The sequence below is a fragment of the Bacillus sp. FSL L8-0199 genome, assembly GCF_038005705.1.
Classification (GTDB): Bacteria; Bacillota; Bacilli; order Bacillales; family Bacillaceae_G; genus Bacillus_A; species Bacillus_A cereus.
The window spans coordinates 4,798,987-4,816,477 of the sequence record NZ_JBBOTS010000001.1 but is presented as its reverse complement, the minus strand read 5'-3'; the positions used below and the strand labels follow the sequence as shown (position 1 = coordinate 4,816,477).

Below are 17,491 nucleotides of genomic sequence, written 5' to 3'. Positions count from 1 at the left end.
GTTATACATTCATGTCCTTTATATCCACCTTTTCATGTGGATTCATAGTTTCATTTTTATTTAGGAGGTACATGACATGCAAACAGGTAAAGTTAAATGGTTCAACAGCGAAAAAGGTTTCGGTTTCATCGAAGTTGAAGGTGGAGACGATGTATTCGTTCACTTCTCAGCTATCCAAGGTGACGGATTCAAAACTTTAGAAGAAGGTCAAGAAGTTTCTTTCGAAATCGTTGAAGGTAACCGTGGACCACAAGCTGCTAACGTTACAAAAAACTAATTAGCTAGCGATAAAAAGCATTCCGATTTTCGGAATGCTTTTTTTTTATTCTTTGGAACTCGACTCATTTGAAGATAGTTCGCCCTTAAACGTACGCTCTTCAAAGTCATCAAGCATTTGCTCATATTCTTCATGTTCTTCCGTAGCGAAAACTTGCGGATTTTTTCCATACATATCTGTACCGATAAAGTTTTCGAAATCCTCTACGTAGCCTACGTTTTCTTCACTATTTACGTACATGCCATTATAGTTTTTCGAATCTTGTCTTTCTAAATCAGATGGTGTTTCAGATGTTCCGTAATTAGCAACATCTTGCCATGCATCTTCTGCATCATATTCAACTGAACGATCTTCATCATGTTTGTGGAAAGAAGGAGATAACACTTCTTCTTCGACTGGTCGTGTATTCATATTTAGCTTATTTGTCGCGTGCTGGATGCATGTTGTAGCAGTCGGCATTGCTTCTAATCTTTCAAATGGAATTTCTTCGCCAGACACTTCGCAAATGCCGTACGTACCCGCTTCTATTTTTTGCAAGGCATGTTTCGTATCCTCTAGCTGTTTATGCCAAAGTTCAATAAGCCCGAAGTCTTTTTCACGTTCATATAGCTCTGTTGCCATATCAGCTGGATGGTTATCATAGCTAGATAATTCTCCAACAGACTCACGTTCAGATGCACGATCTTCATTTTCGTGTGTTTGTATCGTTTGCTCTAGTTCGTGTTTTTGTTTTTCTAAAACGGATTTAAATTGATTTATTTGTTGTGGAGTTAACATAGTCGTCCACCTTCCTACAATTCAGTTTCTTTACATAGTATGAGCGTTGCGAGTAGGAATTATGAGAGGAATTTCAGATATGAAAAAGGAGCCGCATAAGCAGCTCCTTTTATAGAAAGTATCCAAGTAATAATCCGATTCCCATGAGGAGACCGAAGATCGTATTTGTTTTTGCTGTTGCAATCATCGCAGGTACCATTTCCATTGGAATGCTTTTGCCGATAAAGCCTTTCGTCGCTTTAAATGCTTTCGGTGCACTTAAAAATACGATAAGCATCCATGGTGATACGATGCCCACGATAATTAAAGCAATTGTCCAAATGTAGGAAACGATGAACATAGAAGCAAGTACACCAACCGCTCTTTCACGTCCAACGAGAATTGCTAACGTTTTACGACCGTTTTCTTTATCGCCATCTAAGTCACGAATATTATTAGCTAGTAAAATGGCACCAATTAAAATGGAGCTTGGAATAGATAGTAAAATGACTTCTGATGTTACAGTTCCAGTTTGAATAAAGAATGAAATTCCAATAATGATAACACCCATAAATAATCCGGCTGTTAACTCTCCAAATGGTGTATAGGCAATGGGAAGTGGGCCACCCGTGTAAAGGTAAGCAACGGCCATACAAACAAGACCGATTGCAGCAAGCCACCAGCTAGAATTCATACAAATATAAACACCTAATAGTATTGCGATGCCGAAAAATCCAAATGCTAAGTTAAGCACTGTTTTTGGCTGAATGCCATCGCGAACGATAGCGCCGCCGATACCAACTGAACCTTCGTGATCGAGTCCTCTTTTATAATCAAAGTATTCATTAAACATGTTTGTTGCTGCCTGAATGAGAAGACAAGCAAGAAGCATTATAAGGAAAAGAGGGAGATGTATTTGATTTATACCTCCGACCTGCATTGCATAGGCTGTTCCGATGAAAACAGGAACGAAAGCTGCTGTTAATGTATGGGGACGTAGTAAACTCCACCAAATGCGCCAGCCTGTTTGCTTGCTTGGTTTTGGCGCCGTAGGAGAGGAATTCGTTTCGACGTTCATTTCCATGTTGAATCCTCCTTTGGTCACATATTGTACACAACTAAGTGTAGAAAAAGCATCATTTAGTGTCAACGTTTATTTTCTAGGAAGAGAAGGTGAATTTCTCAGAAATGCTAAACGTTGACAGGCCTTTCGTTTGAGGTGTATCTTAAAATCAAGCGTAATTATGACTATTTTTCGCCCATAGGGGGGAGACAATTGTGATTCAAACGAAACAAAAAGGCTTGCAAGAAGTTCTTAGTGCAGCCATTAAGCATGTAACTGATGAAAAAATATTGGTTAGTTTTGTAAAACAAATAGACTGGATGGATCCGCTTCTGTTTTATGCAGCAGGAAAAAGGATTGCATTGGAAAATAGATGTTATTTTGCAGATCCAGCTCAGCATGTAATATTTGCTGGAATTGGCTCTGTTTTCACTATAGCAAATTCTTCTCACAAACGCTTTCAAGCGGCTCGTGACGAGTGGGATAAAGTAAAAGAGAAAGCATTTGTACAAAGAGAAAAATATGAATTTGGAACAGGTCCTCTTTTATTTGGTGGATTTTCATTTGACCAAGAAAAAGAGAAAACGGACTTATGGAAAGAATTCGATGATACGACATTTTCACTACCAGCATTTTTATTAACTGTAAAAAATGAAAAAGCATGGTTAACAATGAATACATTCGTTTCAGCAACAGATTGTGCAGAAACTCTTTATAACGAAATTGTTTCTTTAGAAGAGAAAATTTTTGGGGAGAGTAAATGTGCATTAGAAGGATCGAAATTAACAGTTACTTCTAAAGTGGAAGTAGATCCAAAAAGCTGGATGAATGCCATTGAGAAAGTGCAAGATGAGATGAAGCAGGGGAACGTGCAGAAGGTTGTATTAGCGAGGGAGCTAAAAGTAGAAATGGATCATCATATTGATTCTGCTCTCGTTTTAGAAGCACTTCGCATTGGGCAACCGGATTGTTACGTATTTTCTTTTGATTATAAAGGAGCATGCTTCTTAGGAGCGACGCCAGAGAGGTTAATTCGCAAAGAAGATGAGAAGTTTACTTCGATGTGTCTTGCTGGTTCAACTGGTCATGGTCAATCTATAGAAGAAAGTAAGCGAAATAGTAATGCGCTTCTTCATGATGAAAAGAATTTAGCTGAACACGGTTATGTTGTAAACATGATTCGAGGAGTATTAAATGAGCACTGCGAATCTGTTAATATTCCGGAAAGTCCGGGCTTATTAACAACGAAAAACTTAATTCATTTATATACGCCTGTAGAGGCAAAGGGCGATGCGAGTCTTTTAACAATGGTAGAAGAATTACATCCAACACCAGCTCTTGGCGGGACACCTCGTTTGGAAGCGATGAAACTGATTCGTGATGTTGAATTGTTAGACAGAGGATTATATGGCGCACCGATTGGCTGGATAGATGATGAAGGAAATGGTGAGTTTGCGGTTGCACTCCGCTGCGGGTTATTAAATGGCGAGAAAGCATCATTATTTGCTGGTTGCGGGATTGTAATTGATTCTGTACCGCAACTTGAATATGAAGAAACAAGTTTGAAGTTTAGACCGATGCTTGGTGCTTTGGAGGAATTAATGAAATGAACAATCATATAGAAGCATTATCATATTATTTAGGCGCGTTCGTGGATGAACTGACGCGTCTAAATGTATGTGATGTTGTCATTAGTCCAGGCTCACGGTCAACGCCGATTGCTCTACTAATGGAACAACATGAAGGAATGAACACTTATTTACATGTAGATGAAAGATCTGCAGGATTTTTTGCGCTCGGTATTGCGAAAGCAAAAAAACGCCCAGTAGCATTATTATGTACGTCAGGAACAGCAGCAGCGAACTATTATCCAGCTGTATGTGAAGCTTTTCATTCAAGGGTCCCGCTTATCGTCTTAACGGCGGATAGACCGCATGAATTAAGAGATGTGGGTGCACCACAAGCAATGAATCAATTTAATTTATACGGTACTTTTGTGAAACAATTTACAGAGATGGCACTGCCAGAAGCAAGTGAGGCGATGTATCATTACGCTCGTATGACGACGCAGCGTATAGTAGCAAATGCTTGTTTAGCGCCGCAGGGTCCTGTTCATCTTAATTTTCCAGTTCGCGAGCCGCTTATCCCTGATTTCTCACTAGAAAGCTTATGGGATAAAGGACGTAGTGAATATACAGGAGTAGTTCAGCAAGGAAACGCGGTGATGCCGAGTGAATATGTAGATTCTCTTGTAGGGCGCCTTTCACATATGGAAAAGGGGCTTATTATTTGTGGAGATGATAGTCATGCAGAAATTGCAATGTTTGCAACGCAATTAGCTGAGAAAACTGGCTATCCTATATTAGCAGACCCACTTTCTAATATTCGTAGCGGACACCACGATAAAACGATGGTAATTGACTGTTACGATACATTTTTACGAAATGAACAGTTAAAAGAAACATGGAAACCGGACGTTTTAATTCGCTTTGGTGGTATGCCTATTTCTAAATCATTAACGCAGTTCATAAAAAAACAAACAAAAGCAGTTCATATCGTTGTCGATGAATCAGGACAATGGAGAGATCCAGCTCTTGTTGCGACAGAAGTTGTGCAAGCAAGTGACATTGAATTCTGCAAGGCATTAATAGAAAAAATGCCAGTTATGAAAAAGAATGATTGGTTCAGTATGTGGCAACATATAAACGAAAAAACGAAGGAAACGCTTCGTGAAATGGAAACATATGAAACTGCATTTGAAGGAAAGGTTATTACAGATATTGTGCGCGTATTACCAGAAGACGCAACGTTATTTGCGAGCAATAGTATGCCAATTCGTGATACAGACTCATTCTTCTTCACATCGGATAAAAATATCCATGTGATGGCAAATCGTGGTGTAAATGGTATTGATGGAATCATTTCGACAGCTCTAGGAGCGAGCATTATTTGCGACCCACTTGTATTAGTGATTGGTGATTTATCATTTTATCACGATTTAAATGGACTGTTAGCAGCGAAATTACATGAATTAAACATAACAATTGTCGTTGTAAATAATGATGGCGGGGGTATTTTCTCATTCTTACCACAGTATGAGAAAAAGGAACATTTTGAATCATTATTTGGAACACCAATTGGACTTGATTATGAGCACGTTGTCAAAATGTACGGTGGTTCATTTAGCCGTGTAAACGGTTGGGAGCAATTCCGAGAAGAGGTACAAAAGGGAACAAGGGCGGAAGGTTTAAACGTTGTGGAAATTTGTACGAATCGTGATGAGAACTTAACATTGCACCGTACATTATGGACAAAAACGATGGACGTAATTACTACATCTTTACAAGGTGAATCAAAATGAAAGTAACGCTGCAAGGTGTATCGTATGAATATGAAGTAGTCGGAAGCGGGGAACCACTTCTACTTCTTCATGGTTTTACGGGAAGCATGGAAACGTGGCGTTCTTTTATCTCTTCATGGAGTGAGCAGTTTCAAGTTATTGTAGTGGATCTTGTTGGACATGGAAAGACCGAGAGTCCTGAAGATGTTGCGCATTATGACATTCGAAATGTGGCATTGCAAATGAAAGAACTATTAGATTATCTTCATATTGAAAAAGCACATATACTTGGCTATTCAATGGGCGGTAGATTGGCGATTACGATGGCATGTCTATATCCAGATTATGTACATTCTCTTTTATTAGAAAATTGTACAGCTGGGCTCGAAAACGAAGCAGATAGAAAAGAACGTCGTGAAAAAGATGATCGACTTGCCGATAAAATTGAGCGAGAAGGCATAGAAAGTTTTGTATCGATGTGGGAAAATATTCCGCTTTTTGAAACGCAAAGACGTTTAGCAAAAAACGTACAAGAAGCGGTGCGAAAAGAACGACTTGCTAACAACCCAAAAGGGCTCGCAAATAGCTTGCGAGGCATGGGAACTGGGGCTCAGCCTTCATGGTGGGATGAGCTGAAAAACTTAAAAATACCTGTTCTTTTAATGAACGGAGAGCATGATGAAAAGTTCTTTCGCATATTAAAAAACATCGAAAAATGCGTCTCTGACGCGAAATTTGTCAAAATTGATGGTGCTGGCCATGCAATTCATGTGGAACAACCGGAAAAGTTTGATACAATAGTAAAGGGATTTCTAAAAACTATGCAGTGATGCTTTTTTCAGTTAAGAATGAAGTTACACTTATAGAGGAAATCAGAAATATACAAGGAGGTAGTTGTAATGGCTATTGAATGGATAAAAGAAGGCAATTACGAAGATATTATTTATTCAACATACAATGGTATCGCAAAAATTTCGATTAACCGTCCTGAAGTACATAACGCATTCCGTCCAAAAACGGTAATGGAGTTAATCGACGCTTTTGCACAAGCTCGTGATGATGCAAATGTTGGCGTTATCATTTTAACAGGTGAAGGTGGACGTGCATTCTGTTCTGGCGGCGACCAAAAAGTTCGTGGTCATGGTGGATATGTAGGTGACGACCAAATCCCACGTCTAAACGTATTAGACTTACAACGTCTAATTCGCGCAATTCCTAAACCAGTTATCGCAATGGTAGCAGGTTATGCAATCGGTGGTGGACACGTACTTCATATCGTATGTGACTTAACAATCGCTGCAGACAACGCTGTATTCGGACAAACAGGTCCTAAAGTAGGAAGCTTTGACGGTGGATACGGAGCTGGTTACTTAGCTCGTATGGTAGGCCACAAGAAAGCTCGCGAAATTTGGTACCTATGCCGTCAATACAGTGCTGAGGAAGCGCTTGATATGGGCTTAGTAAATACAGTAGTACCATTAGAACAACTTGAAGCAGAAACAGTACAATGGGCACAAGAGATCTTAGCAAACAGCCCAATGGCACTTCGTTTCCTAAAAGCTGCATTCAACGCAGACACAGACGGTCTAGCTGGTATTCAACAATTAGCTGGAGATGCAACGTTATTGTACTACACAACTGACGAAGCAAAAGAAGGTCGCGACGCGTTCAAAGAAAAACGCAGTCCGGACTTCGGTCAATTCCCTCGTTTCCCTTGATCAAATCAAAAGCGGAAGCGGCTCGCTTAGAATGTGAGGGGGATGGAGCTTCTGACGTAGAGGCGTTTTTTGCCTCGTAGGAAGAAGTGAAGCCACCGAACATTCTAGCTGCTGTAGCTGGATGAAACCAAAAGCGGAGCCGACTGTTTAGCCTCGTTGGCAAAGGTTCTGAGACGGAAGCGGCTCGCCCACAAAGTGAGTCGCAACCAAATGATCAAACCGGAAACAAAACAACTAAGAGACTTGATGTCATATCAAGTCTCTTTCTTTCATGAAAGGAGAATGTATGATGGAAACTATGCCAAATTGGTTAATGCAACGTGCGTTTTTAACACCAGATCGAACTGCAATTGAAATAGAGGAAGAGAAAGTTACTTTTATGCAGCTGCATGAAACAGTAGTATCTGTTTGTGAACGTCTCACGCATGTTGGAGTGAAGCGAGGGCAAAAGGTGGCTGTTCTGATGAAAAATGGTATGGAGATGATTACAGTTATTCACGCCCTATCGTACGTAGGGGCAGTAGCTGTGCTTTTAAATACGCGTCTTTCAAGAGAAGAGCTACTTTGGCAAATGGATGATGCTGAAGTTATTTGTTTAGTGACCGATCAAGAATTTGATGCTAAAGATGTTCCTGTCTATTCATTCGCCGAAGTGATGAATGGACCAAAAGAGGAAGCCTCTATACAAGAAGAATTCTCTTTAGAAGAAGCGATGACGATTATTTATACGTCAGGGACGACAGGAAAACCGAAAGGTGTTATTTTAACGTACGGCAATCACTGGGCAAGCGCGGTTGGCTCTTCGCTTAATTTAGGACTTCGTGATGATGATTGCTGGTTAGCGTGTATGCCGATGTTCCATGTTGGCGGGTTATCTCTTCTAATGAAAAATATTATGTACGGCATGCGCATTTTACTCGTTCCGAAATATGATGCTGATTTTATTCATACAGCACTTCAAACGAGAGGTGTAACGATTATTTCAGTCGTATCAAAAATGTTAACTGATTTATTAGAGAGACTTGGAGAAGAAACATATCCATCTTCTTTACGATGTATGTTACTTGGCGGAGGACCAGCGCCGAAGCCGTTATTAGAAACGTGTGTAGATAAAGGAATTCCTGTGTATCAAACGTACGGTATGACAGAAACGTCTTCGCAAATTTGTACGTTGTCCGCAGATTACATGTTAACGAAAGTAGGATCAGCTGGAAAGCCACTATTTCAGTGCCAACTTCGTATTGAAAAAGATGGCGTAGTAGTGCCGCCACATGCGGAAGGTGAAATCGTAGTAAAAGGACCGAACGTAACAGGTGGTTACTTTAACCGTGAAGATGCGACGCGTGAGACTATTCAAAACGGATGGCTTCATACTGGCGACCTCGGTTATTTAGATGAAGAAGGATTTTTATACGTATTAGATCGCCGCAGTGATTTAATTATTTCTGGCGGAGAGAATATATATCCGGCTCAAATTGAAGAAGTGTTGCTGTCCCATCCAGCGATAGCGGAAGCTGGTGTTGTAGGTATGACTGATGATAAATGGGGACAAGTACCCGCTGCTTTTGTTGTGAAAAGCGGGGCGGTAACAGAAGAAGAAATTCTTCACTTTTGCGAGGAGAAATTAGCGAAATATAAAGTGCCGAAGAAAGCATGTTTCTTAGAGGAATTACCACGTAACGCTTCGAAAAAATTGTTAAGACGAGAGTTAAGAGAATTAGTGGAGGAGAAAGAAACAGTAAACAAAAACATAGACAAAAGTAGGCATATATAATAAAAAATAATTATGAAACAATATAAACCAAAAGAATTTTCAGAAATGCTTAATGTCTCTGTTAAGACATTGCAAAGGTGGGACAATCAAGGTGTTTTAACTGCTTACCGAAACCAAAAAGGAAGATGATACTATACAGAAGAACAGTATAAGGAATATATGGGTATTCAAGAAGAAAATAAAGTAGGCAAAGTAGTTATTTACACAAGAGTATCAAATCCAGGTCAGAAAGATGATTTAGAAAATCAGGTTGAGTTTTTAAAAACATTCGCAAATGCACGAGGGATGATTGTAGATGAAGTTATCAAAGATATTGGTAGCGGATTAAACTACAAAAGAAAACAGTGGAATAACCTGATTGACAGTTGTATGGAAAGAAATATTTCGACTATCATCATTGCACACAAAGATAGATTTGTACGTTTTGGATATGAGTGGTTTGAAAAGTTTCTTCGTAAAATGGGAGTGGAAATTATGATTGTTAACAATGAAAAACTATCTCCTCAAGAAGAACTTGTGCAGGATTTAATATCTATCATTCATGTATTTAGCGGTAGAATATATGGGTTGAGAAAATACAAAAAGAAAATGTCGGAGGATGAAGATTTATGAAAAGAGCATATTTAATAGAAATCAAACCGACAACTGAACAAGTTAGTAAAATCCGTCAAACTATTGGGGTGTGGCGATATGTATATAACCTGTATATCTCTAAAAATAAAGAGGCATATGAGTCGGATGGGAAATTTCTTAGTGGCTATGACTTTTCTAAATGGTTAAACAACATTCATACAAAAGAGTGTGACCAGTGGATTAAAGAAGTGTCGAGCAAAGCGGTAAAACAAGCGATTATGAATGGAGATAAAGCTTTTAAGCGATTTTTTAAAGGTTTATCTAAGTTTCCACGATATAAAAAAAAGAAGAAGCAAGATGTGAAGTGCTACTTTCCGAAAAACAACAAAACAGATTGGACAGTAGAAAGACATAGAGTAAAAGTCCCTACAATTGGTTGGATAAGGTTAAAAGAGTATGGATATATTTCAAAAAATACAACTGTAAAAAGTGGTACAGTATATCAAAGAGCAGGAAGATACTATGTGTCTATACTCTGTGAAGTGAAAGAGGTAAAACCAAATTCAATTCTCAATGCAGTAGGTATAGGAATTGATTTGGGAATTAAAGACTTCGCTGTACGTAGCGATGGAAAAACTCACAAAAATATAAATAAAACAGTACAAGTAAAAAAGATAGAAAAACGGTTAAAACGTGAACAACGCTCTTTATCACGCAAATTTGAAAATATAAGAAAGAGAGGTGAACAACCTGTTACTAATAAAAGAGCGAATATAAACAAAAATATTCTTAGGGTGCAACAGCTACATGCTAGGCTAGCAAATATTCGATTAGCGTATGTAAAGTCTATTGTAAATGATGTGGTGAAAACCAAGCCAATGTTTATTACAGTAGAAGATTTGAATGTGAAAGGTATGATGAAGAACAAACATCTATCTAAAGCTGTAGCGCAACAATGTTTTTATGCTTTTAAAACATGGTTATCAACGAAATGTAGGGAATATGGAATTGAACTACGGCAAGTGGACAGATTCTATCCATCTTCTAAAATATGTTCATGTTGCGGTCAAAAAAAGTCGGATTTAAAGCTGTCTGACCGAGTATATACATGTGATTGTGGAAATGTAATGGATAGAGATTTAAATGCATCTATCAACCTTTTACAAGCAAAAAAATATACAATACTAACGTAAATAGATTGTATATATGTACGGTGGGCTACATCGGAATTTACGCCTGTGGAGTGTCACAGCAAACTGTAGTAGCAAGTGATTAGCGAGGCAGGGCACGTAGAAGCAGGAATACTCTAAGAATATACATTTGTCTATATTTTTAGTAGCAGATGTAGGTGGAAATAAAAAAAGCGACACTTCATATAACAGAAATGCCACTCGTAATCCCGTTTGCTGCAAGCTACGGAACGTATGAGAAGCGTGAGAGCATCGTTATTAAATTAGAGGATACGGACGGATACATTGGATTTGGCGAAGTCGTCGCCTTCTCTGAACCGTGGTATACGGAAGAAACAGTGAAGACAGCATTGCATGTACTGCAAGATTTTTTATTACCTGATTTATTAAAGGCTGAAATTTCTCATCCGAATGAAGTGCCAAGTTTGTTCCAGCATATAAAAAGAAACCGAATGGCAAAGGCAGGAATAGAAGGAGCTGTTTGGGATTTATATGCGAAGCGACAAAAGAAGTCATTAGCGACATTACTAGGCGGGACTAGACCTGAAATTGAGGTCGGTGTTGTAATTGGTATCAATACAATTCCGGTTATGTTAAAACAAATCGAAAAGTACGCAGAAGAAGGGTACGAGCGTTTTAAAGTGAAAATAAAGCCAGAGCATGATTACGAATTATTGAAAGAGATTCGAAAAGAGTTTCCGCATATCCCGCTAATGGCAGATGCAAATTCAGCATATACATTAGGGGATACGGAGAGGCTGAAACGACTAGATGAATTCCAATTAATGATGATTGAACAACCGTTAGCCGATTATGATTTTCTTGATCACGCGGAGTTGCAAAAGAAAATTGAAACGCCGATTTGTTTAGATGAAAGTATTCATAGTTTAGAAGATGCACGCGTTGCGATTACCCTTGGTAGCTGCCAAATTGTGAACATTAAACCAGGGCGAGTGGGCGGATTAACAGAATCGGTTCAAATCCATAATTATTGCATGGAGCACAACATACCCGTTTGGTGCGGCGGTATGGTGGAGATGGGGATTTCAAGAGCACAAAATGTTGCGCTTGCCTCATTGCCGAACTTTACGATTCCAGGCGATATATCTGCTTCTAGCAGACATTGGGAGCAGGATATTATTTCGCCGGAAGTGACGCTTAAGGGCGGGAAAGTGATGGTGCCGCAAAGTGTTGCCGCTGAGTATGAAGTTGACTGCGGAAGGCTGGCGGAAATTACGAAGCAACGGATTGTTTTTGAGCGGTAGGTTGAGTCTTTCAAATAGCGGGCGAATTTCGTCGGTAATTGTCGGTAAGTCGATATAACTGAAAAATCGCTGATATAATTCGAGTTACGGTTGATATAATTGGAAAATCGCCGATATAATTCAAGTTGTGGTCGATATATTTGAAAAATCGCCGATATAAATTTCATTTACTAAGGTTACTCCCGCGAGTAACCTTTTCGTATTGTACAAATTGGATAGACTAGTTTACAATCGAGCGTATAAAGGGGGAGTAAAATGAAGCGCATTTCAATTTTAATAGTGGATGATGAGGCAGAAATTGCTGATTTAATTGAGATACATTTAGAAAAAGAAGGGTACCACGTCGTGAAGGCAGCGGACGGGGAAGAGGCTGTTCATATTATTGAAACGCAGCCAATCGACTTAGTGGTTTTAGATATTATGATGCCGAAAATGGATGGGTATGAAGTGACGCGTCAAATTCGCGCGAAGCACCATATGCCAATCATTTTCTTAAGTGCGAAAACTTCGGACTTTGATAAGGTGACAGGTCTTGTATTAGGCGCAGATGATTATATGACGAAACCTTTTACACCGATTGAATTAGTTGCACGTGTAAATGCACAATTACGTAGGTTTCTTACATTAAATCAGCCGAAAGTAGCGGAGAATAAATCTGCTTTAGAGATAGGCGGAGTTATTATTGATCCTGAGCGAAGAACAGTGAACGTCTATGGAGAGCAAATTGAGTTAACACCGAAAGAGTTTGATATTTTATATTTATTAGCGAGCCATCCGAAGAAAGTGTATAATGTGGAAAATATTTTTCAGCAAGTATGGGCAGATGATTATTATGAAGGCGGAAATACAGTTATGGTACATATTCGTACGTTGCGGAAAAAGCTTGGGGAAGATAAAAGAAAGGATAAATTAATAAAAACAGTGTGGGGAGTAGGTTATACTTTCAATGGCTAATATGATGAAAAGTTTTCGATTTAAAATGATTGCCTTATTTGCGTTAAGTATGGTGCTTGCAGCAACTGTAACTTATATAATTTATAAAGGATTGCAGCTGTATTATAAAACGATGGTTCGCTACGAAGAGCCTTTAGCGCAATTTAGGTCAGTGGTAAGGGAATTTGGAGACATTAACTTCTTTTTAATTTTCTTTATTCCGTTATCTATTATCTTTTTCTTCTTTTTGACAAAACCGTATTTAAAGTATTTTAGTGAGATTTCTAACGGGATTCATCATCTTGCGAACGGTAACTTTACGAATAAAGTTCAAGTTTCATCAAACGATGAGTTTGGAGATATCGCACGTGAAATAAATGTTGCGAGTGAAAAGTTAAAAGAAGCGGTGGAAAGAGGAGACTTTGCTGAAAGTAGTAAAGATCAGCTCGTTGTAAACTTAGCTCATGATTTAAGAACTCCATTAACATCCGTGTTAGGGTATTTAGATTTAATTCTTAAAGATGAGAATTTAACAAAAGAACAAATTAAACATTTCTCCACAATTGCATATACGAAATCGCAAAGGCTCGAAAGTTTAATTGATGAGTTATTTGAAATTACACGTATGAATTATGGCATGCTAAAGCTGGATAAAAAGCCGATTGATATAAGTGAACTACTTATACAGTTAGATGAGGAATTGTATCCTTTATTAGAGAAACATCATTTACAAGCTAGGTTGAATATTGATCCTCATTTGCCAATTAACGGTGATGGAAAATTGTTAGCTAGAGTATTTGAAAACTTGTTAACAAATGCCGTTCGATACGGATATGATGGGCAATTTGTTGATCTGAATGGGTATATCGATAATGAAGAAGTTGTCGTACAAGTTATAAATTATGGAGATAGTATTCCAGAAGAAGATTTACCGTATCTTTTTGATATGTTTTATACAGGTGATAAATCGAGAACTGAGAACCGTGGCGGGACAGGCCTTGGACTGTTTATTGCGAAAAATATTGTTGAGCAGCATAACGGTACAATTTCTGCTGAAAGTAATGTAGTTAGAACAATGTTTGAAGTGCGATTGCCAAAAGACGAGAACTTAACAATTTAATAAAAATTTAAACTTTACCCCACTTTTTATTTTAATAGTTTTTTCTATTCTATACGTAAGTTACGTTAAGGAGGAACTAGAAATGAAAAAGTGGGTATTTATTTCTTTTTTTATAGCATGCACAGTATGTGTAGGCTTTTATATATCACCGTTATTTCAGAAGGAAATCGATGTTAAAATTGTCGGAAAAGATGAGCTAGTAAAGGCGACAAATACCGAGAGGAAAGAGATTACGAAGGAACAAATTTATAAGGGTGATTTATTATTAGTTAATAGGGATTATCCAGTAAAAAAAGATAGTATTAGGTCTGATATTATAAATGTAAATCATAATAGTGAATTAGTGAGAGGCTACGTAATATTTGATAGAAATCTTCGTTTATCAAAGTATGTTGTAAAAAAGTTTTTGAACGTTGTCGATGCGGCTGGAAAAGATGGCGTACAGCATTTCTTAATGAGTAGTGGGTATCGAGATTTTAAAGAACAAAGTAAATTATATAAAGAAATGGGATCTGATTACGCGCTTCCAGCAGGATATAGTGAACATAATTTAGGATTATCACTAGACGTTGGATCAACGCAAAAGAAGATGGAGAAAGCGCCTGAAGGAAAATGGATCGAAGAGAACGTATGGAAGCATGGCTTTGTATTACGTTATCCGAAAAATAAAAGTAACATTACTGGAATTCAATATGAGCCATGGCATATCCGTTATGTTGGCCTACCTCATAGCGCAATTATGCAAAAAAAAAATTTCACACTAGAGGAATATTTAGAGTTTTTAAAAGAGGAAAAAGAGATTTCAACTGAAGTAGAAGGTAAGAAATATACTGTTTCTTATTATAAAGTTTCTGAGAATATGAAAGTGAACGTTCCAGCAAACAAGCAGTATGAAATTTCCGGGAACAATATGGATGGGGTTATTGTGACGGTTCAGGAATAAAGAAAAAGGCTGTGCCATTTGGGACAGCTTTTTTTATATAAGAAAGGAATTGACGTTTCTTGTCGGTAAATCGATATTCCTTGTCGAATCGTTGATATATTATAAGTTATGATAGATATAATTGAAAAATCGTTGATATATTGTAAGTTATGATAGATATATTCAAAAAATCGTTGATATAATTTCCTATACTATTACCATTTTGGAGGAGCATCTTTTTATTCACTTTCAAACATTATAACGTTATATTTACTTCTCCCTTTTTTTGTGTTACGCTAAACGTGTGAAAGACATATAAAATGAAACTTTAATGTAAGCGTATTCTTATGGCTTCTTATAGAAAAGGGTGGAAGTACAATGACAGAACGATTCGTACTACGTAATGTAAAACGTGTGAACGGGGAAGAGATTGACATTGTAATTGAAAATAATAAAATCGCACAGGTGACGAAAGCTGGTGCTGGCGAAGGTGGAAAGGTTCTTGATTACTCAGGTACTTACGTATCGAGCGGCTGGATTGATTTACATGTTCATGCTTTTCCGGAGTTTGATCCGTATGGCGATGAGGTGGATGAAATTGGCGTTAAGCAAGGGGTAACGACAATTGTTGATGCGGGCAGCTGCGGAGCTGATCGTATTGCAGATTTAATAAAAAGTAGGGAGCAGGCAAAAACGAATTTATTTGCCTTTTTAAATATTTCTCGCATCGGTTTGAAACGAATTGATGAATTATCCAATATGGAATGGATCGATAAAGAGAAAGTAATAGAAGCAGTAGAAAAGTATAAAGATGTAATCGTTGGGTTAAAGGCGAGAATGAGTAAAAGTGTCGTTTGTGACAGTGGAATTGAACCGCTTCATGTTGCACGCTCGTTATCTCGTGAAACATCATTGCCGATTATGGTACATATCGGTTCAGCACCTCCTCGCATAGAGGAAGTTGTACCTCTTTTAGAAAAAGATGATGTCATTACACATTACTTAAACGGGAAAGAAAATAATTTATTTGATGAAAAAGGAAAACCGCTACCTGTATTACTAGATGCAGTGAAGCGCGGTGTTCATTTAGATGTTGGTCACGGTAATGCTAGTTTTTCTTTTAAAGTAGCAGAAGCGGCGAAGCGTCACGATATCACCTTTAATACGATTAGTACAGATATTTACCGGAAGAATCGTATACACGGTCCCGTGTATAGTATGGCTCACGTTCTTTCGAAATTCCTTTACTTAGGTTATCCGCTAGAAGAAGTAATTGATGCGGTTACGAAACATGCGGCAGAGTGGCTGAAAAAACCAGAGCTTGGTCGTATTCAAGAAGGCGATATTGCAAACTTAACTTTATTTACGGTGAAAGATGAGAAGGTTACGTTAATTGATTCAGAAGGGGATCAGCGCATTGCTGAAAGAAGAATTGATACGAAAGGGGTTGTCATCAATGGGTCATTCATTGAATGCTAAGTACGGATTAAAAAGAGTAATTAATGCGAGCGGTAGAATGAGTATTTTAGGTGTATCCGCTCCGACAGATACAGTGATGGATGCGATGAAACATGGTGGACAAAATTATGTGGAAATTGCTGATTTAGTAGATAAAGCGGGAGACCATATTGCGAGAATTCTAGATTCAGAGGCAGCGGTCGTTGTGAATTCAGCATCGAGCGGAATTGCACTTTCTATCGCTGGTATCGTGACAGAAGGAAATCGCCGTAAAAGTGAAAGACTTCATCAAGAGGTCATCGCGAAAAACGAAGTGATTATGTTAAAAGGGCATAACGTTCAATACGGTGCTCCAGTCGAAACGATGATTTATTTAGGCGGCGGTAAACTTGTAGAAGTTGGCTACGCAAATGAAGGGAAAGCAGAGCATATTGAAGATGCAATTGGTGAGAATACAGCAGCGATTCTTTATGTGAAATCCCATCACGCCGTGCAAAAAAATATGATTTCTGTTGAAGAAGCATGGGAAGTTGCGCAGCGAAATAACGTACCACTTATCGTTGATGCGGCAGCTGAAGAAGATATTCAAAAATATGTGAAGTATGCAGACCTTGCCATTTATAGTGGTTCAAAGGCAATTGAAGGACCTACTTCTGGTATTGTTGGCGGGAAACGAAAATATATTGAGTGGCTGAAAGTGCAATTACATTGCATCGGAAGAAGTATGAAAGTTGGGAAAGAAACAACTTTCGGCTTACTTCAAGCGCTTGATGAGTACGGCGTAAAAGAAGATAAAAGTGAGCAAGAAAAAGAATTGCTACAAGTACTTATGCCGCTAAAAGAATTAAAAGGTGTAAATGTAACGATCGTTCAAGATGAAGCTGGAAGAGCAATCTTTAGAGCACGTATTCATATTAGCGAAAAAGAGTTAAATAAATCGGCAAAAGACGTTGTGACAGCATTACGCGAAGGGGAAATCGCAATCTATACACGTGATTACGGAGTAAGACAAGGATTCTTTGATATTGATCCACGTCCACTTCAAGGTGATGACATACATGTAATTGAAGAAAAATTGAGAGAAATTGTAGGGGGAAACTAA

At 38.3% G+C, this 17,491-nt stretch carries 15 protein-coding genes and 1 pseudogene; 14 read left to right on the top strand and 2 right to left on the bottom strand.

Features of this window, described 5'->3' with window-relative positions; all coding sequences use genetic code 11:
- Positions 1–76 precede the first annotated feature (76 nt).
- Positions 77–277 (top strand): cold-shock protein CspD, encoded by a 201-nt coding sequence (cspD, locus tag NST86_RS24885; RefSeq protein ID WP_001193054.1) that lies wholly within the window; start codon positions 77–79, stop codon positions 275–277.
- A 45-nt stretch (positions 278–322) separates the two neighbouring features.
- Here the strand turns inward: cspD and NST86_RS24880 are convergent, their stop codons facing one another.
- Both NST86_RS24880 and NST86_RS24875 read right to left on the bottom strand, forming a co-directional pair.
- Positions 323–1,054, bottom strand: a complete 732-nt coding sequence (locus tag NST86_RS24880; RefSeq protein WP_000957365.1) for a yteA family sporulation protein — start codon at positions 1,052–1,054, stop codon at positions 323–325.
- 109 nt (positions 1,055–1,163) lie between these two features.
- Positions 1,164–2,117, bottom strand: a complete 954-nt coding sequence (locus NST86_RS24875; RefSeq protein WP_000425740.1) for a 1,4-dihydroxy-2-naphthoate polyprenyltransferase — start codon at positions 2,115–2,117, stop codon at positions 1,164–1,166.
- Positions 2,118–2,311: 194 nt separating this feature from the next.
- Between NST86_RS24875 and NST86_RS24870 the strand changes: the two genes are divergently transcribed.
- The 13 genes and pseudogenes from NST86_RS24870 (at position 2,312) to NST86_RS24810 (ending at position 17,491) form a co-directional block, all read left to right on the top strand.
- Complete coding sequence (locus NST86_RS24870; RefSeq protein WP_227593359.1) at positions 2,312–3,706, top strand: isochorismate synthase; 1,395 nt, start codon at positions 2,312–2,314, stop codon at positions 3,704–3,706.
- A complete protein-coding gene (gene menD, locus NST86_RS24865; protein WP_098783399.1) occupies positions 3,703–5,457 on the top strand; it encodes a 2-succinyl-5-enolpyruvyl-6-hydroxy-3-cyclohexene-1-carboxylic-acid synthase in 1,755 nt (584 codons plus the stop codon). The genes NST86_RS24870 and menD overlap by 4 nt, the downstream gene beginning before the upstream one ends.
- Positions 5,454–6,266: a 2-succinyl-6-hydroxy-2,4-cyclohexadiene-1-carboxylate synthase gene (gene menH / locus NST86_RS24860; protein ID WP_000869211.1), complete on the top strand. Its 813-nt coding sequence runs from the start codon at positions 5,454–5,456 to the stop codon at positions 6,264–6,266. The genes menD and menH overlap by 4 nt, the downstream gene beginning before the upstream one ends.
- 69 nt (positions 6,267–6,335) lie before the next feature.
- The gene (menB, locus tag NST86_RS24855; protein ID WP_098783398.1) at positions 6,336–7,154 is read left to right on the top strand and encodes a 1,4-dihydroxy-2-naphthoyl-CoA synthase; all 819 of its coding nucleotides are present in this window, start codon (positions 6,336–6,338) and stop codon (positions 7,152–7,154) included.
- A 289-nt stretch (positions 7,155–7,443) separates the two neighbouring features.
- Entirely contained in the window at positions 7,444–8,928 is a 1,485-nt protein-coding gene (locus tag NST86_RS24850) for an o-succinylbenzoate--CoA ligase (RefSeq protein ID WP_000449593.1), read from the top strand.
- Positions 8,929–8,940: 12 nt separating this feature from the next.
- Positions 8,941–9,540 (top strand): annotated as a pseudogene (locus tag NST86_RS24845) (IS607 family transposase).
- Positions 9,537–10,694 carry an RNA-guided endonuclease InsQ/TnpB family protein gene (locus NST86_RS24840; protein WP_016118796.1) on the top strand — a complete coding sequence of 386 codons (1,158 nt, stop codon included), beginning with the start codon at positions 9,537–9,539 and terminating at the stop codon, positions 10,692–10,694. The pseudogene NST86_RS24845 and the gene NST86_RS24840 overlap by 4 nt, the downstream one beginning before the upstream one ends.
- Before the next feature lie 155 nt (positions 10,695–10,849).
- Positions 10,850–11,956: an o-succinylbenzoate synthase gene (gene menC / locus NST86_RS24835; RefSeq protein WP_193533662.1), complete on the top strand. Its 1,107-nt coding sequence runs from the start codon at positions 10,850–10,852 to the stop codon at positions 11,954–11,956.
- Positions 11,957–12,211: 255 nt separating this feature from the next.
- On the top strand, positions 12,212–12,910 hold the full coding sequence (locus tag NST86_RS24830) for a response regulator transcription factor (RefSeq protein WP_000822516.1): 699 nt from the start codon (positions 12,212–12,214) through the stop codon (positions 12,908–12,910).
- The gene (locus NST86_RS24825) at positions 12,903–14,009 is read left to right on the top strand and encodes a HAMP domain-containing sensor histidine kinase (protein WP_000002609.1); all 1,107 of its coding nucleotides are present in this window, start codon (positions 12,903–12,905) and stop codon (positions 14,007–14,009) included. The genes NST86_RS24830 and NST86_RS24825 overlap by 8 nt, the downstream gene beginning before the upstream one ends.
- Before the next feature lie 82 nt (positions 14,010–14,091).
- Entirely contained in the window at positions 14,092–14,952 is an 861-nt protein-coding gene (locus NST86_RS24820) for a D-Ala-D-Ala carboxypeptidase VanY (protein ID WP_016118793.1), read from the top strand.
- Positions 14,953–15,309: 357 nt separating this feature from the next.
- A complete protein-coding gene (locus tag NST86_RS24815) occupies positions 15,310–16,410 on the top strand; it encodes an amidohydrolase/deacetylase family metallohydrolase (protein WP_061664537.1) in 1,101 nt (366 codons plus the stop codon).
- Positions 16,388–17,491, top strand: coding sequence for a DgaE family pyridoxal phosphate-dependent ammonia lyase (locus tag NST86_RS24810; protein ID WP_061664539.1), 1,104 nt, complete (start codon positions 16,388–16,390; stop codon positions 17,489–17,491). Before NST86_RS24815 ends, NST86_RS24810 begins: the two co-directional genes overlap by 23 nt.